We start from the raw sequence: 23,533 nt of genomic DNA, 5'->3' as shown, positions 1-23,533 counted from the left end.
GATGAATCCCGACAAACCGCAGTTCACCAACGCCTGGATGCCGCCGGGACCGGCATTGCTGTTCTGTCCGGCCGACCGCCCCGAGCGCTACCAGAAGGCCCTGGAACGATCCGATGTGGTGATCCTCGACCTCGAGGACGCGGTCGCACCGGAATCGCGGGCCGCCGCCCGCGAATCGCTGATCGCCAACCCGATCGATCCGGATCGGGTCATCGTGCGCATCAACCCGGCCGGCACCGGCGACTACCGGCGTGATCTCGCCGCGATCGCCGAGACTAACTACCGGGTGGTCATGCAGGCGAAGGCCGAGGACCCGCAGTCCATCATCGACACCGCACTGCAGACCGTGGCGCTCATCGAGACCCCGCTCGGCGCCACCCGGGCCCACGAGATCGCCGCCGCCGTGAACTGCATCGGGTTGATGTGGGGTGCCGAGGATCTGGTTGCCGGGTTGGGTGGCAAGTCGAGCCGATTCGGTCCCGACGAGGATCGTCCGGGGCAGTACCGCGACGTGGCCAGGTGGGTGCGGTCGCTGACCCGGATCGCCGCCGCCGCGCACGGGAAGTTCGCCGTCGACTCGGTGCACCTCGACATCCCCGACATCTCCGGGCTGAAAGCCGAGGTCCGCGACGCGGTGGCGCTGGGATACACGGCGACCGCGTGTATTCATCCATCTCACGTCGAACACATCCGGGACGGGTACCGGCCCTCCGACGAGGAGGTGGCGTGGGCGCGTCGTCTTCTCGATGCCGCCGCGCAAGCCGGCACCGGTGTGTTCAGTGTGGACGGGAAGATGATCGACGGCCCGGTCCTCCGGCAGGCGGAGGTCGTTCTGGCGCGCGTCACCCCGACCGCACCGGCACCCGCCGACGACGCCTGATCGACTCGCCATACGAGCCCGGTAGCCGACAGTCCGACCCGTAACCAACTGGGAGAAAGCGGAGTTCAACGATGAGCGAACCGGCATTCAGTAAGGGCGAGGATTTCCCGGCGCTGCTGACCACGACGATCGGCGCCACCCTGGCAGCGACCGTGGCCGCTCACGGCGACGACGTCGCACTCATCGACGCCACGATCCGGCGGCAGTGGACCTACACCGAATTCCATCGCGAGGTGCGGGCGCTGGCAGCCGGGTTGTTGCGCATGGGGCTGGCGCCGGGAGACCGGGTCGGCCTGTGGTCGCCGAACCGGTTCGAATGGGTGCTGACCCAGTACGCCACCGCCGAGGTCGGCATCATTCTGGTCAACCTCAACCCGGCCTACCGGCAGAACGAACTCGAATACGCACTGACCCAAGCGGGGATCGGGGTAGTCATCGCCGCGGCGAGCTTCAAGGACTCGGCGTATGCGGCGATGCTCGACACCGCCCGCGACGCTTGCCCGCAGCTGGGGGCGGTGGTGCTGTTCGACAGCCCGGAATGGGATGCGCTGCTGGCCGATCCGGGCCCAGACGAACTCGCCGGGGTGGACGAGATCGGAAGATCGTTGCACCCGGACGATCCGATCAACATCCAATACACCTCGGGAACCACCGGATTCCCCAAGGGGGCAACGCTCTCGCACCGCAACATCGGCAACAACGGCTACCTGGTGGGCGAGTTGCTGAATTACACCAACGCCGACCGGATCTGCCTTCCGGTGCCCTTCTACCACTGCTTCGGGATGGTCATGGGCAACCTGGCAGCCACCAGTCACGGTGCGGCGATGGTGATTCCGGCGCCGGCCTTCGACCCGGCGGCCACGCTGGCGGCGGTCTCGGAATATCGGTGTACGAGCCTGTACGGGGTGCCGACGATGTTCATCGCCGAGCTGGCCCTGCTCGACGAAGCCGATTCTGCCGCCGGTGGTTACGACCTCTCCTCCTTGCGAACCGGGGTCATGGCCGGATCGCCCTGCCCCGAACACACCATGCGGCAGGTCATCGAGCGGATGCACATGGCGGAGGTCTCCATCTGCTACGGCATGACCGAGACGTCGCCGGTGTCCACCCAGACCCGCGTCGACGACCCGCTGGAATTACGGGTCGCCACCGTCGGCCGGGTGGGGCCGCACCTGGAGATCAAGGTCGTCGACCCGGTCAGCGGCGACACCGTCGGGCGTGGCGAGACCGGCGAATTCTGTACGCGCGGCTATTCGGTGATGACCGGGTACTGGGACCAGCCGGACAAGACCGCCGAGGCCATCGACGCCGACGGCTGGATGCACACGGGTGATCTGGCCGCCATGGCCGACAACGGATACGTGCAGATCACCGGCCGGATCAAGGATATGGTCATCCGCGGCGGCGAGAACATCTATCCGCGCGAGATCGAAGAATTCCTCTACACCCACCCGGCGATTCTGGACGCGCAGGTGATCGGCGTGCCGGACGAGAAATACGGTGAGGAACTGATGGCCTGGGTGCGGCTGCGGGATCCCGGCCAAACCCTCACCGCCGACGACGTGCAGGAGTTCGCGCAGGGCAAGATCGCCCGGCACAAGATTCCGCGCTATGTCCATGTGGTGGAGGAGTTCCCGATGACGGTGACCGGAAAGGTGCGCAAGGTGGCGATGCGCGACGAGGCGATCTCGATCCTGGATGGGATGCGCTGAGATGGGGGCGCACATCGGCGAACCGTCCCGATTCCGATCCTTCGCCGATCATGTTGCGACACATGGTGGTCCGGCGACCGACGACTACCCGGAGCTCTGGCAGTGGTCGGTCGACGAGCCTGCCGCCTTCTGGCGTGCGGTGTGGGAGTTCTTCGATCTCGATGCCATTGCGACACAACCGCTGGGTGCCGGACCCGAAGCGGTGTGTGCGAGCACCGAGATGCCCGGCGCCCGATGGTTTCCTGGCATCGCGCTCAACTATGTCGACCAGGTGCTGCGGCATGCCGGCCAACCCGGACCCGCGATCGTCGGTCTCGACGAGGACGGTCGGCGCACCGAGATCTCCTGGGCGCGAATACCGGAGCTGGTGGCCGCCATGGCGCACACCCTCGCCGGATGTGGCGTCGGTGCGGGCGACGTGGTGGCCGCCTACCTCCCCGACATTCCGGAGGCGGTCATCGCCTTCCTGGGCGCCGCGAGCCTGGGGGCGATCTGGTCGGGATGTGGTCAGGACTACGCCCCGGAGGGTGCAGCCGGTCGGCTGGCGCAACTGCGACCCAAGGTGCTGATCACCGCGGACGGCTACCGCTACAACGGCACAGCGGTGGACAAGCGGGCCGACAGTGCTGCGCTCGCCACTCTGCTGCCTGGGATACGGGCGCGGATCGTCGTCGGCGCACCGGGCGCCGACGAGCCGGCCACCGACCCCACGGCGGCGCCGCCGTTGATCGCCTATTCGGATGCGGTGGCCGCCCGTGCCCCCGAGGGGCAGGGCGCCGGGCCGGCGCCGATTCCGGTTCCGTTCGACCATCCGCTCTGGGTGTTGTTCAGTTCGGGAACCACCGGACGGCCCAAAGGCATTGTGCATGGTCACGGCGGTGTCCTCGTCGAACATTTGAAGGCCGCCGGTCTCCACGCCTGCCTGCAGCCCGGCGATGTGTTCTTCTGGCAGACCGCGCTGAGCTGGATGATGTGGAACTATCAGCTGGCCGGACTGCTCGTCGGCGCCGAGATCGTCTGCTACAGCGGATCTCCGCTGTATCCCGACGCCGACCGGCTGTGGCAGGTCCTCGCCGATGAGGGCGTCACCTACTTCGGCACCAGCCCGGGCCAGTTGCAGTCCTCCCGCAAGGCCGGACTGGTGCCCGGCCGTGACCATGACCTGTCCGCATTGCGTGCGCTCGGCAGTACCGGGTCGTCGCTGGCCGCCGATCTGTTCACCTGGGTTGACGAGAATGTGTCTGCGGGGCTTCCGATTTCGTCGATCAGCGGCGGAACCGACGTCGTCACTGCCTTCGCCGGCGGTTCGGTCGGCGTACCCGTGGTCGCCGGTGAGCTGTCGGTGCGCTATCTCGGTGTGGCGCTGGAGAGCTGGGCGTCGGATACGACGTCGCTGACCGGCGACGTCGGCGAGATGGTCATCACCGCGCCGATGCCGTCGATGCCGGTCGCGTTCTGGGACGATGCGGATGGATCACGCTATCGCGCAGCATATTTCGAACACGTGTGGGATGTCGACCCGGGTCGCGCGGTGTGGCGGCACGGCGACTGGGTGACCGTCACCGATCGCGGTTCGCTGGTCATCCACGGCCGCAGTGACGCGACCCTCAACCGGCACGGCATCCGGATGGGGTCGGCGGACATCTACGAGATCGTCGAGGCGATCGACGCGGTCGCGGAGGCGTTCGTCCTGGGTGTTGACGGTCCGGACGGCAAGTACTGGATGCCGCTGTTCGTCACGCTGGTGCCCGGTCATCATCTCGACGACGACCTGCGCACCAGGATCGCGGCCGACGTGCGTCAGCGACTGTCGCCCCGCCACGTTCCCGACGAGGTCATCGAGGCACCGGGGATTCCGCACACGCGGACCGGAAAGAAGCTGGAAGTGCCCGTCACGGCGATCTTGGCCGGGCACGCTGAGGTGAACATCGACCCGAAGTCGGTCGACGATTATGCGCTCGTCGATTGGTATGCCACACGTGGGCGCGACCACCGCTGGTGACCTGGGGCCACGACCAGGGGCTATACCGATTGGCCGACGGCAACTGCGGAGTGTCCTTCGCTCGTCGCGCGGTGCGGCGGTAGCGTGGTCGCAGGTGTGCTGACCGTCGCTGCGGTGCACGCCGCACCGGGGCGGGTTTCCACCTCCGCTCGACGGTGCGTCACCGACACCCGATCAGGAGTGAACTCACATGACCTACCAATCCGGGGGCTATGGACAGCAGCCGGATGCCGGCCAGGATTCCAGCGGCCAGGCAACCGGCGCACAGTACGGCCAGAGCTACCCGCAGCAGGGGCAGCAGGGCTATGCGAACCAGGGCGGTTCGGCCCAGCAGGGGTACCAGCAGCAGGGGTACCAGCAGGGCTACCCGCAGCAGGGCTACGGCCAGCAGGGGTACGGCCAGCAGGGGTACGGCTACGCGCAGCCGACGCCGTCGGCGGGTCTGCCGCCCTTCACCCCGCTGGTGGTCTCGGCCGCCATCGGCGTCCTCGGCCTGGTGGCGTTGTTCGGTGGTTTCGGATCCGTGGTCGACGGCCTCGACCTCGAAGTCTGGAACGCCCAGTTCGTCGGCCCGCAGGCACTGCTCGTCTTCACCGGTCTGCTCGCCTTCCTGTCGTTGGTACCCAACATCGACTTCCGTCCCGCACCGATCGCGGTCGCCGCATCGGTGACCGGTGCTTTCCTGACGATCTTCCAGGTCTCGACGATCGACGGTGACCTGGGTGCCGGTGCCTACATCCTGCTCATCGTGGGCATCCTGATCGCGCTGCTGTCGGTCTTCTGGCTGGTCATCGATGCCGGTCTGGTGAAGGTCGCGCCGGCCGCACCGGCGACCGCCGCTGTCGCCCAGCCCGCCGCCACGCCGCAGCAGGTCGGGTACTCGGCCGCCGCAGCTGCCCCGGCAGCGGGTGTGCAGGCAGGCGGCTACGGCCAGGCTTCCGGTTATGGCGATGCGTACGGCTCGTCGCAGGCCGGTGGTTACTCGGCTGCAACCGCCACCCCGCAGGAGTCGGCGTCGTCGGCCGGGGAGTCGGCCACCGAGGCTCAGGCGTCCACGGGCGGGTCCTACGCGTCGCCGTCCTATGCGCCGGGTTCGTACGGCTCCTACGGGCAGCCGTCCTACGGACAAGCCGCGGCCTCCTATCCGTCGGCCGGTGAATCCGCAGGTGCCTCCGGCAGCGCCGGGGCGGGCGCGGCACCGTCGGGCTACGCCGGGGGTGCTTCGGCATCGGCGGGTGAGGCATCCGTCGCCGACTCGGAATCGAAGACCACCGTGCACAAGATCCCGGAACCGCCGCAGGGCAACTGACCGCCCACCGCACTGACACCGCCCCCGGCATCGCGTTTCGACGACGCGCTGCCGGGGGTTCGCCATGTGGTGGGGCGCGCATTCTCGGTCGTGGGCGGCGCGCCGCCGACCGGTACGCCGCACCGCGTGCCACGCTCGTAGACGATGCCCACCTTCACTGGAACCCCGACCACCGAGAACCTGGCGTCGCAGCTGCGCAGGCTGCGGCGTTCGCATCGTGCCCAGCGGTCGGCGCCGGAGGGGACGGGCCGACAGCTCGTACTGGTGGCATTCGCGGTTCCGGCCGTGGCCCTGGTCGTCTGCAGTGTGGTGGTACTGACAGTGCTGCTGATGGCCGACAGCGGACTGTCCGGGGTGGGGACCGCGGTCGCGTCCTGCTGGCTGGCGATCCATCAGGTACCGGTCACCATCACCGGGGTGACCATCGGGGTCTTGCCCCTGCTGCCCACCCTCCTCGTGGCGGTGGCGACGGCTCGGCTGGCGGCCCGCGCGGCGCGTTCGACGGGGGCCGGGGCCGGTGACGTGCTGCCGGTCGTCGGTGCTGCGGTGGCCGGCCCGACGCTGATCACCGCGATGTCGCTGGCCGTGGTGATGGACGGGTCGACGGTGCTGCCGATCCAGTCGCCGAATGCGCTGACCGCCTTCGGATACACCGCCGGAATTCATCTCGGTGCCGCGTTCGCCGGGGTGGCGTGGACGATGCGTCGTCGGACCGGGCGCCGGTGGCTGCCTGCCGACACCCGCGGCGTGGTCCTCGGGTGCGCGGCGATCGTCGGCCTGCTCGCTGCGGCCACCCTGCTGGTCGTGGTGCGGGTGATCATGCGACACGGACAGATCGGCGAACTCATCGCCACCGGCAACGACTTCGACGGCTACCTCGGCCTGACCCTGCTGTCGGTGCTCTACATCCCTAACCTGATCGTCGGTGCCGCCGCCATGCTCGTCGGTTCGGACGCGCACATCGGGATGGCGACGATGGATCTGTTCACCGTGCAGGGCGGGCCGCTCCCGCCGCTGCCGGTGCTGGCGATCCTGCCCGACGTCCCCGGAGCCGGGCGGATCGGTGCGCTCGGTTTTGTGGTGCCCGTCGCGGTGGCCGCGGTCGTGATGTGGCGCAGCCGGAATCGTGACCTGCTGGCGCAGGTCCGGTCGATCGGGGTCGCGGGTGCGGTGGCCGCGACCGGGATGGCACTGCTGACCACGATGGCGGGTGGTGAACTCGGCGAATTCGGCACGGTCGGCATTGCGGTGTCCACGACGGCGGTGTACACCCTGGGCTGGGTGGTCGTCGTCGGCTTGCTCGGCACCTTGATCTACGCCTTCGCACCGTCGTCGCGGGCGGCCCGCGAGACCGCCGACGACGCCTGGGATGACGACGCCGACTGGGACGACGACTACGTCATCGTCACCGACGCCGAACTCGACGACTACGGCTATGCCGACGACGACGCGGACGACGGTGCCGACTACGAGTACGACCCAGATGAGTACGACCCAGATGAGTACGACGCCGATGGCGCGGATGCCACCGACGATCTCGACACCGACGATCTCGACACCGACGAACGTGGCCGACGAAATCAGCCGAGCCCGCGTATCGACTACGAGGACGAACATTCCTCCTGACCTGACGCAAACCGCGACCGGCCGGGCGATTACCCTCTAACCGTGACGACCGACCCGGATTCGACCGTGCCGCGCGCAGGTGTACCTGCCGGCGGAGTATCCGGCGTCCGTGTCCCGATCGTCGTGATGGCGTCGGGAACTGGTTCCCTGCTCGAGGCGCTGCTGGAGCGGTCCACCGGTACCGGCTCGCCGTTCACCGTTGCCGCGATCGTGGTGGACCGGGAGTGTCGTGCCGAGGAGATCGCCCGCACCAACGACATTCCGCTGATCCGCTGCCGGTTGGGCGATCACGCCGACCGCGCCGCGTGGGATCAGGCGCTGACCGACGCAGTCGACGCCATTGCCCCGGAGTGGGTGGTGACCGCCGGCTTCATGAAGATCCTCGGTCCGGCTTTCCTGTCCCGATTCGGTGGCCGGGTCGTGAACAGCCATCCCGCGCTGCTGCCCGCCTTCCCCGGCGCGCACGGGGTGGACGACGCACTGGCCTACGGGGTCAAGGTGACCGGTTCGACGGTGCATCTCGTCGACGCCGGGGTGGACACCGGACCGATCCTGGCGCAACAAGTCGTCGCAGTGGAACCCGACGACGACGTCGCCGGGTTGCATGAGCGAATCAAGTCGGTGGAGCGTGTGTTGCTCGCCGACGTGGTGACGGCCCTCGTCACCCAAGGAGTAGTCATCGACGGACGAAAGGCCCGTATTCCGTGAACGCAACGACTCGACCCATCCGTCGTGCCCTGATCAGTGTCTACGACAAGAGTGGACTCGCGGACCTGGCCACCGCGCTGCACGAGACCGGTGTGGAGATCGTCTCCACCGGTTCGACGGCCAAGACCATCGCGGCCGCAGGCGTACCGGTCGTCGAGGTGTCCGAGGTGACCGGCTTCCCCGAATGCCTCGATGGACGCGTGAAGACCCTGCACCCGAAGGTGCATGCCGGCATCCTCGCGGACAGTCGCAAGCCTGCCCACGTCGAGCAGCTCGCCGAACTCGGGGTGGCGGCCTTCGATCTGGTGGTGGTCAACCTCTATCCGTTCACCGCGACCGTCGCCTCGGGTGCCGGCCCGGATGAATGCATCGAGCAGATCGACATCGGCGGGCCGTCGATGGTCCGCGGCGCCGCCAAGAACCACCCGACGGTCGCGGTCGTCGTCAATCCGGCCGACTATGCGCAGGTCGTGGCGGCCGCGACGGCGGGCGGCTTCACCCTCGCACAGCGACAGGAACTGGCCGCCAAGGCATTCCGGCATACCGCCGACTACGACGTGGCCGTCGCCTCATGGATGTCGAGTGTCGTCGCGCCGCCGCAGGCGACCGAGGGGGAGGCGCCGACCACGTTCCCGGAGTGGGCCGGAGCCACCTGGACCCGCTCGGCGGTGCTGCGCTACGGCGAGAACCCGCATCAGTCGGCGGCGCTGTACCTGTCCACCTCCGATCCGAGTGGGCTGGCCTCGGCCGAGCAGCTGCACGGCAAGGAGATGAGCTACAACAACTACACCGACTCCGACGCCGCGTGGCGCAGTGCGTTCGACTTCGACGCTCCGGCGGTCGCGATCATCAAGCACGCCAACCCTTGTGGCATCGCGGTCGGTGAGGATATCGCGCAGGCGCACCGCAAGGCGCACGCGTGTGACCCGGTCAGCGCCTACGGTGGCGTCATCGCGGCCAACCGGGAAGTCACGCTGGAGATGGCCGAGCAGGTAGCCGAGATCTTCACCGAGGTGATCATCGCGCCCGGTTATGCCGACGGAGCACTGTCGGTTCTACAGCGCAAGAAGAATATTCGCATCCTGCGTGCGGTTGCACCGCAGCGCGCCGGGATCGAGACCCGGCCGGTGTCCGGCGGTTTGCTCCTGCAGCAGCGCGACGTCCTCGACGCCGACGGCGACACCCCGGCGAACTGGACGCTCGCAGCCGGTGAGCCCGCCGACGAGGCGACCCTCGCCGACCTCGAATTCGCATGGCGGGCCTGCCGTTCGGTCAAGTCGAACGCGATCCTGCTGGCCTCTGACGGCGCCTCCGTCGGGGTCGGTATGGGCCAGGTCAACCGGGTCGACTCGGCGCACCTGGCGGTGAACCGGGCAGGTGATCGTGCCGCGGGCAGCGTGGGTGCGTCCGATGCGTTCTTCCCGTTCTCCGACGGACTGCAGGTGCTGCTCGCCGCGGGCGTGAAGGCCGTGGTGCAGCCGGGCGGTTCGATCCGCGACAACGAGGTCATCGCGGCCGCGAGCGAGGCCGGTGTGACCCTGTACCTCACCGGTGCACGGCATTTCGCCCACTGATTCGACTGCCACCGGTCACCGGCCGCGGCTACCGGCGGTCGGCCGGTGACCCCGGCCGACCTCGGCTTGCTGTTCGTCGCCGGGTACGGCGCCGGACTGATCGGCTACATCACCGGGATGGCCTCGATTGTCAGTTTCCCGGCGCTGCTCGCGGTCGGCCTGGGTCCGGTCGCGGCGAACGTCACCAACACGGTGGCCCTCGTCGCGGTCGGCGTCGGGAGTACCGCACAATCCGGGCGGGTGCTGCTCGACGGTGATCGTCGCCGGTTGGCGGTCGGGGCGGTGGCCGCACTCGTCGGTGGCGCGATCGGCGCGACAATCCTGCTGATCTCACCGGCGTCGAGCTTCGAGGCCGTCGTGCCGGTGCTCGTCGCCATCGCCGCTCTCGCCCTGCTCGGCCAGCCGCTCCTGCGTGCCTGGGCCACCCGTCATGTCGACCGGCCCGGACCATTCATCGTCGGGGTGCTGGTCATCTCGGTGTACAGCGGCTACTTCGGGGCAGGCGCCGGAATCATGGTGCTGGCCCTGATGCTCTTGGTCACCAACGAATCCCTGTGGCGCGCAACGCTGACGAAGTCGGTCTTCCTGGGCATCGCCAACGTCGTCGCCGCGATCGGTTTCATGATCTTCGGTCCGGTGCACTGGTGGGCGGCCCTGGCGATGGGACTCGGCTGTCTACTCGGCGGCTGGTGCGGACCGCCGGTGGTGAAACGACTACCCGCCGATCCTCTCCGCATCGTGGTGGGAATCGGTGGGCTCGGGCTGGCGTTGTGGCTGGCCCTGAAGTGATTCCGGCGGGCGGCGGGTTTCGATCGTCGCGAGACAAAGTCTGTCGGTACGGGCGCGATACTGGCTAAATCTGTGCGGTGAGCTTGACTACCGACCCGACACCCGCGCGCAGCGGTGAGGCGCCCACGCGCACATCCGCTTCCCGCCGGTCGACGGCCCGACGCCTGGCCGGGCAGATCGGCCTTCCCTTGGCGTCGCTCCTCGGCTTCCTCGTGCTGTGGCAACTCGCCGCGGTCAGCGGGATCTGGGACGAACTGTTCGTGCCCCGGCTCGGGGCGGTGTGGGATGCCTTCGTCGACATGTCGACGGTGCACAACGGTGTGCGCGGCTACGCCGACTACTTCTGGTGGGAACACCTGTACATGACGCTGCGCCGGGTCTTCGCCGGTGTGCTGATCGGCGTCGTGCTCGGGGTGGCACTGGGTCTGGCGATGGGGACGGTCGGCTGGCTCCGACGGCTTCTGGAGCCGTGGCTCACCTTCCTGCGGGCGTTGCCGCCGCTGGCGTACTTCTTCCTGCTGGTGATCTGGCTGGGCATCGACGAGGCACCGAAGGTCACTCTGCTGGCTCTCGCCGCGCTACCGCCGGCTGCCGTGGCGACCACGACGGCGGTGAGCGCCGCGCCGATTGCCCTGACCGAGGCGGCTCGCGCGCTGGGCGCCTCCCGGCGCGAGGTACTCACCGACGTGGTCATCCCGTCGGCTCTACCCGAGACTTTCACCGGCATAAGGCTTTCGGTTGGCATCGCCTATTCGTCCGTGGTGGCCGCCGAACTGTTCAACGGCATTCCCGGCATCGGTGGTGTGGTCAAAGATGCCAGCAACTACAACAACACTCCCGTCGTCCTGGTCGGTATCGCCCTCATCGGCTTCTCCCGACTGGTCATCGACGGTGTTCTGCGAGTAATCGAGCATCGTGTGGTGCCGTGGCGAGGAAAGGTCTGAGAATTGATGAAGGCGAATACATCCGGGGTTCCGGTCGGTGCGCTGTTGCGGCTGATCCGGGGCGCCACCGGCGTCGTGGCCGGACTGATCGCGCTCGTGCTCGTGATGACCGGCTGCTCGGTGGACCATTCCGGGCAGGACGACTCCAAACCCACGATCCGTCTTGCCTACCAGGCGTTTCCGAGTGGTGACCTGATCGTCAAGAACAACGGGTGGCTCGAGCAGGCTCTGCCGGACTACAACATCAAGTGGACCAAATTCGATTCCGGTGCCGATGTGAACACCGCCTTCGTGGCGGGTGAGGTCGACTTCGGAGCGCTGGGCTCGAGTCCCGTTGCGCGCGGCCTGTCCGGCCCGCTGAACATCAAGTACCAGGTGGCCTTCGTCCTCGACGTCGCAGGCGACAACGAGGCGCTGGTGGCGCGCAACGGAACCGGGATCGAGTCGGTCGCGGGTCTGCGCGGCAAGCGCGTGGCCACCGCCTTCGCCTCGACCGCGCACTACAGTCTGCTCGCGGCGCTGGCGCAGGCCGGGGTGGCGGCCAAGGATGTCGACATCATCGACCTGCAGCCGCAGGCGTCGCTCGCCGCCTGGCAGCGTGGCGACGTCGACGCCGTCTACACCTGGCTGCCGACGCTCGATCAGCTGCGCAAGGACGGCAAGACGCTGATCACCAGCCGTCAGTTGTCCACCGCGGGCAAACCCACCCTCGATCTCGGTGTCGTGTCCACCGCCTTCGCCGGTCAGCATCCCGAGGTCGTCGACATCTGGCGCCAGGTGCAGGCCCGGGCGCTGACCCTGATCCACGACGATCCGGCGGCAGCGGCGAAGGCTGTTGCGGCGCAGCTGAATACCTCGGAAGAGGATGCGGCTAACCAACTAAGCCAGGGCACCTACCTCACGATTGACGAACTGACGTCGCCGACCTGGCTCGGCGTCGACGGCAAGGTCGGCAACGTCGCCGAGAATCTCCACAGCGCCGCGGTGTTCCTCGCCGAGCAGCAACAGATCCCGTCGGCCCCGCCGCTGTCGGCTTTCCAGTCGGCGATCTACACGAAGGGTTTGCCCGGTGTCCTTACGCAGCCCTGAACGGGCGCCGGCGGACGCCGGTGGGGCGGCCGGTGACGATGCGGCGATCGTCCTGCGTGACGTCAGCCGTCGCTACGGGGCCGGTGCCGAGGAGATCACCGCCGTCGGACCGATCGACCTGACGGCTCCGGCTGGGGAATTCCTTGTCCTGGTGGGGGCGTCGGGTTGCGGGAAGTCGACGCTCCTGCGACTCATCGGCGGATTCGAACCGCCGACGACGGGGGAGGTGCTCGTCGGCGGCGCGCCGCCGGTACCCGGGGTGAGTTCTGGGGTCGTCTTCCAGCAGCCGCGCCTGTTTCCGTGGCGGACCGTCGGCGGCAACGTCGAACTCGCGCTGAAGTACGCGGGCGTGCCGCGTGCCGAGCGGGCGGGACGGCGCGACGATCTCCTGGAACGCGTCGGCCTGACCGGCACGTCCGGGCGGCGGATCTGGGAGATCTCCGGCGGCCAGCAACAACGCGTGGCGATCGCGCGCGCGCTGGCCGCGCCGACATCCCTGCTCCTGCTCGACGAACCCTTCGCCGCGCTGGACGCGCTGACCCGTGAGCGGCTCCAGGACGATGTACGTGCGGTCAGTGGCGATCTCGGCCGTACCAATGTCTTCGTGACCCACAGTGCCGAGGAGGCTGCCTTTCTCGGATCACGCATCATCGTCCTGAGTCGGCGACCGGGCCGGATCGCCCTCGACATCCGCTCCACGCTCCCGCGGTCGGGCGTCGACCCCGACGAACTGCGCGCCTCAACCGAATTCGCCGAACTGCGAGCCCAGGTGGGTGCCGCGGTCAAAGAGGCCGCAGCGGACTGAGCATCGCTGCGGCTGACCATCAGAAGGTAGGTGACCACATGTCCACCGCGACAACAACTCCGGCCGCACCGATGGCCGGTGTGCTGCGCTCCGGCGTTGAACTCGACGTCGAGGAGTTCGGCCCGCACTTCGGTGCCGAATTGCGGGGTCTGCGGGTCGCACAGGCCTCTGACGACGAGGTCGCGGCGATCCGCCGGGCGTTGATCGACTACAAGGTGATCGTGTTGCGCGATCAGCATCTCGATGACGCCGCCCATATCGACTTCGGTGCGCGGCTCGGGGAACTGACCACCGGACACCCGGTCTGGGACAGTGGCGACGTCCCCGACGAGGTGTACGAACTCGACAGCGCCGACAATGGATTCGCCGATGTCTGGCACACCGATGTCACCTTCATGGCGCGGCCGCCGCTGGGATCGATCCTGCGTCCGGTGGTGTTGCCGCGCAACGGCGGTGACACCAATTGGGCCGACGCCGTACTGGCCTACGACTCCTTGTCCCAACCGGTTCGGGAACTGGCTGACCGGCTCACCGCGGTGCACGACGGCAACCGCGAGTTCGGCTATTACCTCAAACATCGGCGCGGGGGATCGGGGAACCGCTGGGACGGACGCGAGGTCACCGAACTGGCGCCGGTCACCCACCCGGTGGTGCGGGTGCATCCGGAGACCGGCAGGCGGTCGCTCTTCGTCAACCCGGGTTTCACCTCCCACATCGAGGGGGTGTCGGAGGCGGAGAGCCGCGGCATCCTCGACCTGCTCTACGCGCATCTGACCAAGCCCGAACATATTGTGCGGCATCGCTGGCGGCCGGGCGATCTGGTGCTGTGGGACAACCGGAACACGCTGCATTACGCCAACCGCGACTACGGGGACAACCGGCGCGTGATGCACCGCATCACGCTGCGCGGCGATGTCCCGGTCGGGCCGGCCTGACCTGGGCATCGCACGAACGCTGCCGCACCCTCACGACGCCACTGGTCTCGGCCGGTGGCGTCGTGCTTTCGTCGGTCGGGGAACCGCTACACCAGGTAATTCAACCAAAGGGTTGACAACGACGTCGGGGGCGAGGATCGTCGTATTCAACCGGAAGGTTGAGGAAGGCGGATGTGATGACCGACGACGGCCTCTCGAAGGTGTTCGCCGCGCTGGCGGACCCCACGCGGCGCGACATCGTCGCCCGGCTGGCGGTCGGTGACGCGACGGTGGGGGAACTCGCCGAACCGTACGACGTGAGCATCCAGGCCGTGTCCAAACACCTGAAGGTGCTCGGCGATGCCGGGCTGGTGACTCGTACCCGCGCGGCCCAGACTCGGCCGGTCCACCTGGAGGCCGAGGTGTTCGACCTCATGACTGCGTGGATCGAGCGGTATCAGAAGCGGGCGCAGGCGCGATATCTGCGCCTGGATGACCTGCTGGCAGAGATGAATCCGCAGTCGGAGGCCGACGACGATGTCGCCGGCGACAACTCGAACACGAAAGGAAGGGCGTCATGAGCGCAACGCAGACCCGCTATTCGGAGGCCGTCATCGAGGCCGACGCCGAGGTGCCGATCATCCGGATCACCCGCGACTTCCAGGGCACGCCCGCTCAATTGATGAAGGCGCACACCGATCCCGAGCTGTTCGTCCGCTGGGTCGGACCGGACGCCATCAGCAGTCGCGTGATCCATTGGGACGCCCGGGACCTCGGTAGCTGGCGGTACGAATCCACCCATGACGGTGCGGTTTACGGATTCCACGGTTGCTTCCACACGGTGTCCGCGGACCGGATCGTGCAGACCTTCACCTTCGACGGTATGCCGGATGCGGTGTCCCTGGAGACGCTGTGGTTCGAGGACCTCGGTGACGGCGTCACCCGCCTGCAAGCCCAATCCCTGTGCGATTCCTTCGCGGCCCGTGACGGCTGGCTGGCGTCGGGGATGGAGGTCGGGGTGAACGAGGGCTACGCCAAACTCGACACCCTGCTCGGCGCCGGGGAACTGTAGATGCCGCCCGGACTGACCGGCCTGAACCCGGCCCGTCGTCACCGGGTGGTGGCCGAGGGATTCGCCGAACAGGTTGGCGCCGTGACCGATTGGGATGCGCCGACGCCGGTTGACGGGTGGGTGGCGCGGGACGTCGTCGGACATCTCGTCGACTGGTTTCCCGCCTTCCTCGCCGCCGGTGGTGTCTCACTGCCCGCATCGCCGCCGGTCGCCGACGATCCGCTGCGGGCCTGGCGGGCGCAGACCGATGCGGTGCAGGCACTGCTCGACGGGGATGCCGCGCAGACGTCGTTTCGCCATCCGATGGCCGGTACCCACGTTCTGGCCGACGCGGTCGACCAGTTTTACACCGCCGACGTCTTCATGCACACCTGGGACCTGGCCGCGGCGGCCGGTCGTCGAGCCGATCTCGATCCCGGCTTCGCCGCCGAACTGGCCGACGGGATGGCCGGGATCGAGGAACTGCTGCGATCCTCGGGCCAGTACGGACCGGCGGTGCCGGTGGCCGCCGACGCCGATCCGGTGACCCGGCTCGTCGGATTCATCGGCCGGGACCCGAACTGGCGGGCTGCGGCTCCCTGAGTGGTTCGGAGCGATCGCGAAGAACGTCTCGAAGGGTGATCGGCGGGTCCGCAACCTGCCGATGACGGAGTAGCGTGGAGCAGGTGCCAGAGGAGAACTTCGACAACCCCGCCTCGCAGACCACCGAAACCCGCCATCCCTCCCCGCGAACCGTGGGTGAGCTGCGCGCGAGTGGCCATATCCAGCGCACCGTGCGCGACGAGATCCGACACAACCTGCTGACCGCACTGCGGGCGGGCGCAGACCCGTGGCCGGGCATCGTCGGCTTCTCGGGCACGGTCATCCCGCAGCTGGAACGTGCGCTGATCGCCGGCCATGACGTGGTGATGCTCGGCGAACGCGGCCAGGGCAAGACGCGCATCCTGCGCACGCTGGTCGGCCTGCTCGACGAGTGGACCCCGGTGATCGCCGGCTCCGAACTCGGCGAACATCCCTATGAGCCGATCACCCCGGCCTCGATTCGGCGCGCAGCCAACCTCCTCGACGATCTGCCGATCGAGTGGCGGCACCGCAGCCAGCGGTACAGCGAGAAACTGGCCACCCCGGACACCTCGGTGGCCGACCTCGTCGGTGACATCGACCCGATGAAGGTTGCGGAGGGACGGAGCCTGGGTGACCCGGAGACCATCCACTTCGGCCTCATCCCGCGTGCGCATCGCGGGATCGTGGCGATCAACGAGTTGCCCGACCTGGCCGAACGGATCCAGGTGTCGATGCTCAACGTGATGGAGGAACGCGACATCCAGGTCCGCGGTTACACACTGCGTCTGCCGCTGGATGTCCTCGTCATGGCGAGTGCCAACCCGGAGGACTACACCAACCGCGGGCGCATCATCACCCCGCTCAAGGATCGGTTCGGGGCGGAGATCCGCACCCACTACCCGCTGGAACTCGACGACGAGGTGTCGGTCATCGAGCAGGAGGCAGACCTGACCGCGACGGTGCCCGGATTCATCACCGAGATCCTGGCGCGGTTCACCCGCTATCTGCGCGACCATCCTTCGATCGATCAGCGGTCGGGGGTTTCCGCGCGGTTCTCGATCGCCGGCGCCGAAACCGTCGCGGCGGCAGCCCTGCACCGGGCGACCGTGACCGGCGAGGACGTGCCGGTGGCGCGGATCGTCGATCTCGAGTCGGTCATCGAGGTGCTGCGCGGCAAGATCGAATTCGAGTCGGGGGAGGAGGGGCGCGAGTTGGAGATCCTCGAACATCTGCTCCGCAAATCCGTGGCCGACGCGGTACGCGCTCACCTGGGCGGCATCGATATGGCTCCGCTGGTGGACGCGCTGGAGAACGGCGAACCGGTCGTCACCGGGGACCGGGTCACCGCGACCGACTTCCTGGGTTCGTTGCCGGCCGGCACCGACGAGGTGATCGAAGAGATCTCGACCCGCCTCGAAGCGGATGTCGACGGTGAGCGGGCCAGTGCCGTCGAACTGGCGTTGGAGGGACTGTTCCTCGCCCGCCGGATCGGCAAGGAGGCCGACGAAGAAGGCCAGACGATCTACGGCTGACTGCCGTTGGAGTAGGGGCGTACACATGGCGCGCAACACCTTTCATCGCTCGCGCTACCAGCGCTACACCGGCGGACCCGATCCGTTGGCGCCGCCCGTCGACCTCGCCGAGGCGCTGGCCGAGATCGGCGACGACGTGATGGCCGGGGCGTCGCCGCAGAGTGCGCTACGCGAACTGCTGCGCCGGGGCACCCAGAACATGCGTGGCCTGGACAAGCTGCGGGAAGAGGTCAACCGGCGCAGGCAGGAACTGCTCAACAGGCGCAATCTGGACGGGACCTTCGCCGAGATCCGGGAACTGCTGGATCGGGCGGTCCTCGAGGAGCGCAAGCAACTCGCGCGCGATCTCGACGACGATGCGCGCTTCGCCGAGATGCAGATCGGCAACCTACCCGCGTCGACGGCGCAGGCGGTCGAAGAGCTTGCCGAATACGATTGGCGCAGCCCGGCGGCCCGTGCGGACTACGACAAGATCGAAGATCTCCTCGGACGAGAGTTGCTCGAGCAGCGGTTCGCCGGCATCAAGCAGACCCTGGAGGGAGCGACCGACGAGGACCGGCAACGGGTTTCGGAGATGCTCTCCGATCTCAACGCGCTTCTCGACGCACACAACCGCGGCGAGGACACCAGTGCACAGTTCGACGAGTTCATGGACAAGCACGGCGACTTCTTCGGCGACAACCCGCGCAACACCGAGGAACTCATCGATTCGCTCGCCCAGCGCTCGGCCGCGGCGCAACAGTTCTACAACTCGCTCACCGATGCACAGCGGGCCGAACTCGACGCTCTCGCCGATCGTGCCTTTGGTTCACCGGACCTGATGGCCAAACTGGCGCAGATGGATTCGTCGTTGCGGCAGGCCCGTCCGGGGCTCGACTGGGACGGTGGCCGCGAGTTCACCGGCGACCAGCCGATGGGTTTCGGTGACGGCGCGGCCGCGCTGCGGGATCTGTCCGAACTCGACCAGCTCTCCGAACAACTGTCACAGCAGTATGCGGGTGCGCAGATGGACGACATCGATCTGGATGCGCTCGCCCGCCAACTCGGCGAACAGGCCGCAGTCGATGCCCGCACCCTGGCCGAGCTGGAGAGGGCGCTGTCGGAAGAGGGCTTCTTCGATCGCAGCGCCGACGGCCAACTCCGGTTGAGCCCCAAGGCGATGCGGCAGTTGGGGCAGTCGATCTTCCGGGACATCGCCGAGCAACTGTCGGGCCGCAGCGGCAACCGGCAGACCCGGCGGCTCGGCCTGCTGGGTGAGCCGAGCGGCGGGACGCGGGAGTGGGAGTTCGGCGACACCGACCCGTGGGATGTCACCCGAACGGTGTCGAATGCCGTGTTGCGCACGGTCTCCGAGAGTGCTGAACCGTCGTTGGCCGCGGCCGCAGTGGCCCGCGACGGGGTGCGGATCGACGTCCGCGATGTCGAGATCGCCGAGACCGAGAGCCGGACGCAGGCCGCCGTCGTGCTGCTCGTCGACACCTCGTTCTCGATGGAGATGGAGGGCCGCTGGACCCCGATGAAGCGGACCGCGATCGCCCTCAACCACCTGATCTCCACCCGCTTCCGCACCGACGAACTACATCTGATCGCCTTCGGCCGGTATGCGCGGGCCATCGATATCGCCGAACTCACCGGGCTGCAGCCGCGGATGGAGCAGGGCACCAACCTGCATCACGCCCTACTGCTGGCGCAGCGTCATCTGCGTCGATTCCCGAATGCACAGCCGGTGGTGCTGGTCGTCACCGACGGTGAGCCCACCGCCCACCTCGACCCGAGTGGCGAACCGTTCTTCTTCTATCCGCCGCATCCGCAGACCATCGCGCTGACCGTCCGGGAACTCGACCATGTGGCGCGCATCGGCGCGCAGGTCACGTTCTTCCGGCTCGGCGACGATCCGGGCCTGGCCCACTTCATGGACCAGATCGCCCGCCGGATCGGCGGGCGGGTCGTCGCACCCGATATCGACGGGCTCGGCGCCGCCGTCGTCGGCGACTATCTCCGTGCGCGGCGCGGCCAACGTCGCTAGTCGTCGCTGTCGCTGTCGCCTTCGCCTTCGCCTTCGCCCTCGTCGTCGTCGGGCGGACGGTCGGCTCGGCGTCGTGGTGAGGGTTCGCGGCGCGATGTCGGCGATCGGCTGCGATGTCGGTGCGCGCAGGCATAATCAGGGGCGTACCCAGACATTGCCGACGAGCCGGCCGAGGAGAGTCATGAGCACGCCGGGAGCATCCGATCGCGACGGCCTGCCCGATGCGGTCCCGGGGGCCGCGCCTGCCCAGCCGTACCCATCCCAGCCGTATCCGTATTCGTCCCAGCCGTATTCGTATGAGCCGTATTCGTATGAGCCGCAGTCGCCGCCGGGGCACTATCCGCCGCCCGGGCCGCCGCAGCGGCGTGATCGCACCCGATTGCGCAACGCGGGTAAGTGGATGACCTGGATCGGGGTGACTCTGCTGGTGGTTTGTGTCGCCGTCGGCGCGACCCTGGCCATCATCGGGTTCAGCAAGATCGCCGGGCAGGTCGACGAATTGTTCCCCGTCGATCCGACGGCGCGGCACGTCGTGGCGGCGGGTGATTCGTTGCAGATGTTCACCTTCGACGACGCCGCACGGGATCCGCACTGTTCCTACCGCGGTCCCGGCCAGGTGATGGCCGGACCGAACGTGGAGACCAGCTTCGGCTACCACGGCAGGCAGCTACGCACCTTCGACGTGGTGCGATTCCCGGTGGCGGGCACGTACACGATCGTGTGCGACGGTCCGGCCTTCGCCGCGCCTGCGCTGAAGTCGGGTCAGATCCTGATGGGCGTCGTCGGACTTCTGCTGGCCATCTTCGGTGGTGGATTCGGGATGCTGCTGATCGTCGTCGGGCTACTCATGTGGCTGGTATTCGGGCGGCGCACCGCCCGCTGATCGGGGTGGGCGAGGCCCAGAAATCGGGGCGAATATCGGGGATTTCGGGGTAGTCGGTGCTGCGGCGACGAACTAGTGTCGGCAGATGTGACCAACTCCGCCGACCTCCCTGTCCCCGACGATCGTCGTGCTCGTCTCCGGGCCGCCGACGCCGACCGTGAACTCGTCGCCTCGATACTGGCCGCGGCCATGACCAACGGCAGTCTTTCGCCGTCGGAGTTCTCCGAGCGCTCGGAAAAAGCGGTGATGGCAAAGACTTTCGGCGATCTCGACGAGCTCGTCGACGATTTGCCGGTCGCCCAGCTCGACGTCGTGCTGCCGTCGTGGCCACCGGCCCCCGATACCGGGGTCGGCCGGACCGGGGTCAACCCGGCGTCGGGTCGGCGTGTCACCCGCCAGTGTGTGGCGGTGCTGTCGGGGGCCGACATCGGTGCCACCGCGGCGGTCGGCGATCACCTCACTGCCACCGCGGTCATGGGTGGGGTCGAGATCGATCTGCGCTCGGTCGAGTTCACTGCCGCGGAGCTCACGATCCGGTGCTTTGCACTGATGGGTGGGATCGACATCATCGTGCCCGATGATGTGACGTTGGAGATCGACGGCGTGGGCATCATGGGCGGCTTCCCGCGTCAGCGCGAACAGGTCGGACGGCCGGGTGCCCCGGTGGTGCGGGTCGTCGGGGTGGCGCTGATGGGCGGGGTGGATGCCAAACCGAAGCCCCGCGACGCGAAGTGACGTCAGGCGAGCAGCAGTGAGATGACCATGATCGCCGGGATCGAGGCGAGGGTGGTGATGAGTGCAGTGTCCCGCGCGAGGATCTGCCCGCGCCGATATCGGGTGGCGTAGACGAGCACGTTCTGTGCGGTGGGTAGCGCGGCGATGACGACCTGCGCGAAGAGTGCGTGGCCGGTCTGGCCGAAGCCGTAGCGGGCGATCGCGTAGACGACCAGGGGCATCACGAGCATCTTGAGGGCGGCGGCCAGCGCGATGTCGCGGCGCGGGCTTTCGCCCTTCTTGAACACTGCGACGCCGGTCAGTGACAAGCCGAAGGCGAGCAGGGCACCTGGCACCGACGCGTTACCCAGCATCTTGAGTGGTTCGAGGACTGGCTTCGGCGGTAGCCAGCCGATCAGCGAGACGACCAGACCGGCGATACCGCCGAGCACGATCGGGTTGGTCAGTGGTGTGATCAGGGCATCGCGCAGCACCGATCGGCCCGAGTTGCGGTCTAGGGCGGTGAGATCGAGCGCCAGCAGCGCCATCGGGGAATAGATGAGGATCTGGAACAGCAGTAGCGGCGCGACGAAGGTGGCGTCGTCGAGGACGAAGATCGCGATCGGCAGCCCCAGGTTGACGCTGTTGACGTACGACGACGACAACGCGCCGATCACCAGTTCCGGGACGTCGCGACGCAGCCACAAGCGGGCGATCAGCAGATATGCGACGCCGATGATGACGGCGCTGCCACCGGCGATGACCAGGGTCGAGGAGAAGATGACGGCCAGGTCGGAAGTCACCAGCGAATAGAAGAGCAGGGCGGGTGTGCAGACGAAGAACACCAGCCGCGACAGCACTTCGTGGGCGTGGTCGCCGAGTACTCGCAGGCGTCCGAGGAGATAGCCGATACCCACCACGATGAATATGACGGTGAACCCGGAGATGACGCCTGACACCCGTCGAGGGTAAGGGTCGGTGGGTGGCGGCTCGGCGTCCGACCTGCTCGAATGTGACTCAGGCGGCTCGTTTTGGAGCTTGAGGTCGTCGCCGGGTAGTCTGGCATGGTTGTGTGCCGCGCCTGGTGGCTGCAGGCGCACTCTACAGACCACCGTAGGAGAAGGGCTCAACCATGGCTGTACCGAAGCGTCGGATGTCGCGGGCGAACACCCGTAGCCGTCGTGCGCAGTGGAAGGCGGACAACCCCGCCCTCCAGGAAGAAAAAGTGAACGGCGTGTCGCAGCGTATTCCGCGTCGCCTCGTCAAGGCCGCGCGCGCGGGCATCATCGACCTCGATCGTCGCTGATCTGGGTCTCTGCTCAACGGCAGAACCACCACTTTTGGACAGAACCACCGGTTTCAAACCGGTGGTTCTGTCCATTTGTGGTGGTTTTGGGTTGACGGGGGATCCGGGTGGCGGGTCGGTGCGTCATTTCTGGCATGACGATCTATCGATCCGAGGTGGTCGGCCGCCGTGGCACCGACAAGCAGTTGCAACGCCTGGTCAAGGCTGAGAAGCTCGCGAGGTTGTGGCCGGGGGCGTTCGCGGACTTCGCCGATCTGGAGTCGCTCGACGCGGTGGAGTTGCACCGGTCGACCGTGGTCGCCGCCGCGCGCCGGGCCAGCGCCGGCCGGGTCATCAGCCATACGTCGGCGGCTGTGGTGCACCGCCTGCCGATGCTGTCCCCGGATCTGTCCAGGGTCCACGTCACGATGCCGATCGAGAGCCGCCGAACGAAGCGGGTGGCTCGGCATTTCGGCGTGCTGCGGCCCGACGAGGTCACCTGCATCGACGGACTCTGGGTCACCGATCTCGCCCGTACCGCCGGTGATGTCGCGCGGCTCGGGGACAATCGTCAAGCTCTGGTGATCCTCGACGCCGTGTTGCGGGCTGGGGTCGGCGCCGACGAACTGGAATCGATCCTGCACGGGTCGGCGCGCCGCAAGGGCGTCGAAATTCTGCGTGCGGCGCTGCCGCTGGCCGATGCTCGGTCGGAGAGTGTCGGCGAATCCCTCAGCCGCGCATTGATCTCCGAATGGCCCGACATTCCTGCCCCGCGTCTGCAGGTCGCCGTCGACGATGCGGCCGGACGCTTCATCGCCCGAGTTGATTTCCTGTTCGCCGATCGTGTCGTCGGCGAGTTCGACGGAATGGTCAAGTACAGCGGCATCTTCGGCGACGACCCGCCGTCGGCGGTGGTGGTCAAGGAGAAGGAACGCGAGGATCGTCTGCGCGCCGCGGGGTACATGGTGATCCGCTGGACGTGGGCCGATCTGATGGACCCGCGCCGGTTTCGAGCCGTTCTGCTCAGGGGGCTGCGTGCGGCCGGGGTGCTGTGATCCGGCAAAACCACCACTTTTGGACAGAACCACCGGTTTCACACCGGTGG

The 23,533-nt window shown here is 67.7% G+C and carries 22 protein-coding genes; 21 read left to right on the top strand and 1 reads right to left on the bottom strand.

Annotated elements, in window-relative coordinates; genetic code table 11:
- The first annotated feature begins 1 nt into the window (after position 1).
- From QSJ18_RS14485 to QSJ18_RS14395, 19 genes are all read left to right on the top strand, one after another.
- Positions 2-880 carry an HpcH/HpaI aldolase/citrate lyase family protein gene (locus QSJ18_RS14485; RefSeq protein WP_286327251.1) on the top strand — a complete coding sequence of 293 codons (879 nt, stop codon included), beginning with the start codon at positions 2-4 and terminating at the stop codon, positions 878-880.
- Between the two features lie 71 nt (positions 881-951).
- Positions 952-2,592 (top strand): AMP-binding protein, encoded by a 1,641-nt coding sequence (locus QSJ18_RS14480; RefSeq protein ID WP_286327249.1) that lies wholly within the window; start codon positions 952-954, stop codon positions 2,590-2,592.
- A gap of 1 nt (position 2,593) precedes the next feature.
- Positions 2,594-4,594, top strand: a complete 2,001-nt coding sequence (locus tag QSJ18_RS14475; RefSeq protein ID WP_286327248.1) for an acetoacetate--CoA ligase — start codon at positions 2,594-2,596, stop codon at positions 4,592-4,594.
- A 190-nt stretch (positions 4,595-4,784) separates the two neighbouring features.
- Entirely contained in the window at positions 4,785-5,903 is a 1,119-nt protein-coding gene (locus QSJ18_RS14470; RefSeq protein ID WP_286327246.1) for a DUF5336 domain-containing protein, read from the top strand.
- A gap of 144 nt (positions 5,904-6,047) precedes the next feature.
- The gene (locus QSJ18_RS14465) at positions 6,048-7,529 is read left to right on the top strand and encodes a cell division protein PerM (protein ID WP_286327244.1); all 1,482 of its coding nucleotides are present in this window, start codon (positions 6,048-6,050) and stop codon (positions 7,527-7,529) included.
- Between the two features lie 126 nt (positions 7,530-7,655).
- A complete protein-coding gene (purN, locus tag QSJ18_RS14460; RefSeq protein WP_286327329.1) occupies positions 7,656-8,237 on the top strand; it encodes a phosphoribosylglycinamide formyltransferase in 582 nt (193 codons plus the stop codon).
- On the top strand, positions 8,234-9,811 hold the full coding sequence (gene purH, locus QSJ18_RS14455; RefSeq protein ID WP_286327243.1) for a bifunctional phosphoribosylaminoimidazolecarboxamide formyltransferase/IMP cyclohydrolase: 1,578 nt from the start codon (positions 8,234-8,236) through the stop codon (positions 9,809-9,811). Before purN ends, purH begins: the two co-directional genes overlap by 4 nt.
- 45 nt (positions 9,812-9,856) lie before the next feature.
- A complete protein-coding gene (locus QSJ18_RS14450; protein WP_286327241.1) occupies positions 9,857-10,600 on the top strand; it encodes a sulfite exporter TauE/SafE family protein in 744 nt (247 codons plus the stop codon).
- A 77-nt stretch (positions 10,601-10,677) separates the two neighbouring features.
- Positions 10,678-11,544, top strand: a complete 867-nt coding sequence (locus QSJ18_RS14445) for an ABC transporter permease (protein ID WP_462476086.1) — start codon at positions 10,678-10,680, stop codon at positions 11,542-11,544.
- A gap of 105 nt (positions 11,545-11,649) precedes the next feature.
- Positions 11,650-12,633, top strand: coding sequence for a taurine ABC transporter substrate-binding protein (locus QSJ18_RS14440; protein WP_286327327.1), 984 nt, complete (start codon positions 11,650-11,652; stop codon positions 12,631-12,633).
- Positions 12,614-13,438 (top strand): ABC transporter ATP-binding protein, encoded by an 825-nt coding sequence (locus QSJ18_RS14435; RefSeq protein WP_286327239.1) that lies wholly within the window; start codon positions 12,614-12,616, stop codon positions 13,436-13,438. Before QSJ18_RS14440 ends, QSJ18_RS14435 begins: the two co-directional genes overlap by 20 nt.
- 38 nt (positions 13,439-13,476) lie before the next feature.
- Positions 13,477-14,373 carry a TauD/TfdA dioxygenase family protein gene (locus QSJ18_RS14430; RefSeq protein WP_286327237.1) on the top strand — a complete coding sequence of 299 codons (897 nt, stop codon included), beginning with the start codon at positions 13,477-13,479 and terminating at the stop codon, positions 14,371-14,373.
- A 176-nt stretch (positions 14,374-14,549) separates the two neighbouring features.
- Positions 14,550-14,933: an ArsR/SmtB family transcription factor gene (locus QSJ18_RS14425; RefSeq protein WP_286327236.1), complete on the top strand. Its 384-nt coding sequence runs from the start codon at positions 14,550-14,552 to the stop codon at positions 14,931-14,933.
- Positions 14,930-15,424, top strand: a complete 495-nt coding sequence (locus QSJ18_RS14420) for an SRPBCC family protein (protein WP_286327235.1) — start codon at positions 14,930-14,932, stop codon at positions 15,422-15,424. Before QSJ18_RS14425 ends, QSJ18_RS14420 begins: the two co-directional genes overlap by 4 nt.
- Complete coding sequence (locus QSJ18_RS14415; RefSeq protein ID WP_286327234.1) at positions 15,425-16,006, top strand: maleylpyruvate isomerase family mycothiol-dependent enzyme; 582 nt, start codon at positions 15,425-15,427, stop codon at positions 16,004-16,006. It begins immediately after the preceding gene.
- A 74-nt stretch (positions 16,007-16,080) separates the two neighbouring features.
- Positions 16,081-17,520 (top strand): sigma 54-interacting transcriptional regulator, encoded by a 1,440-nt coding sequence (locus QSJ18_RS14410; RefSeq protein WP_286327232.1) that lies wholly within the window; start codon positions 16,081-16,083, stop codon positions 17,518-17,520.
- Between the two features lie 25 nt (positions 17,521-17,545).
- Positions 17,546-19,546 (top strand): vWA domain-containing protein, encoded by a 2,001-nt coding sequence (locus QSJ18_RS14405; RefSeq protein ID WP_286327231.1) that lies wholly within the window; start codon positions 17,546-17,548, stop codon positions 19,544-19,546.
- A 181-nt stretch (positions 19,547-19,727) separates the two neighbouring features.
- Positions 19,728-20,429, top strand: a complete 702-nt coding sequence (locus tag QSJ18_RS14400) for a hypothetical protein (RefSeq protein WP_286327230.1) — start codon at positions 19,728-19,730, stop codon at positions 20,427-20,429.
- A gap of 87 nt (positions 20,430-20,516) precedes the next feature.
- On the top strand, positions 20,517-21,164 hold the full coding sequence (locus QSJ18_RS14395; RefSeq protein ID WP_286327228.1) for a DUF1707 SHOCT-like domain-containing protein: 648 nt from the start codon (positions 20,517-20,519) through the stop codon (positions 21,162-21,164).
- Between the two features lie 2 nt (positions 21,165-21,166).
- Here the strand turns inward: QSJ18_RS14395 and QSJ18_RS14390 are convergent, their stop codons facing one another.
- A complete protein-coding gene (locus QSJ18_RS14390) occupies positions 21,167-22,102 on the bottom strand; it encodes an AEC family transporter (RefSeq protein ID WP_286327227.1) in 936 nt (311 codons plus the stop codon).
- 173 nt (positions 22,103-22,275) lie between these two features.
- On the opposite strand from QSJ18_RS14390, the gene rpmF reads away from it, so the two are divergent.
- Both rpmF and QSJ18_RS14380 read left to right on the top strand, forming a co-directional pair.
- Positions 22,276-22,449, top strand: a complete 174-nt coding sequence (rpmF, locus tag QSJ18_RS14385) for a 50S ribosomal protein L32 (protein ID WP_286327226.1) — start codon at positions 22,276-22,278, stop codon at positions 22,447-22,449.
- A 134-nt stretch (positions 22,450-22,583) separates the two neighbouring features.
- A complete protein-coding gene (locus QSJ18_RS14380; RefSeq protein WP_286327225.1) occupies positions 22,584-23,483 on the top strand; it encodes a hypothetical protein in 900 nt (299 codons plus the stop codon).
- The last annotated feature ends 50 nt before the right edge of the window (positions 23,484-23,533 follow it).

This window comes from Gordonia heveisoli (assembly GCF_030315745.1).
Classification (GTDB): Bacteria; Actinomycetota; Actinomycetes; order Mycobacteriales; family Mycobacteriaceae; genus Gordonia.
This window is presented reverse-complemented; position numbering and strand designations above follow the sequence as displayed.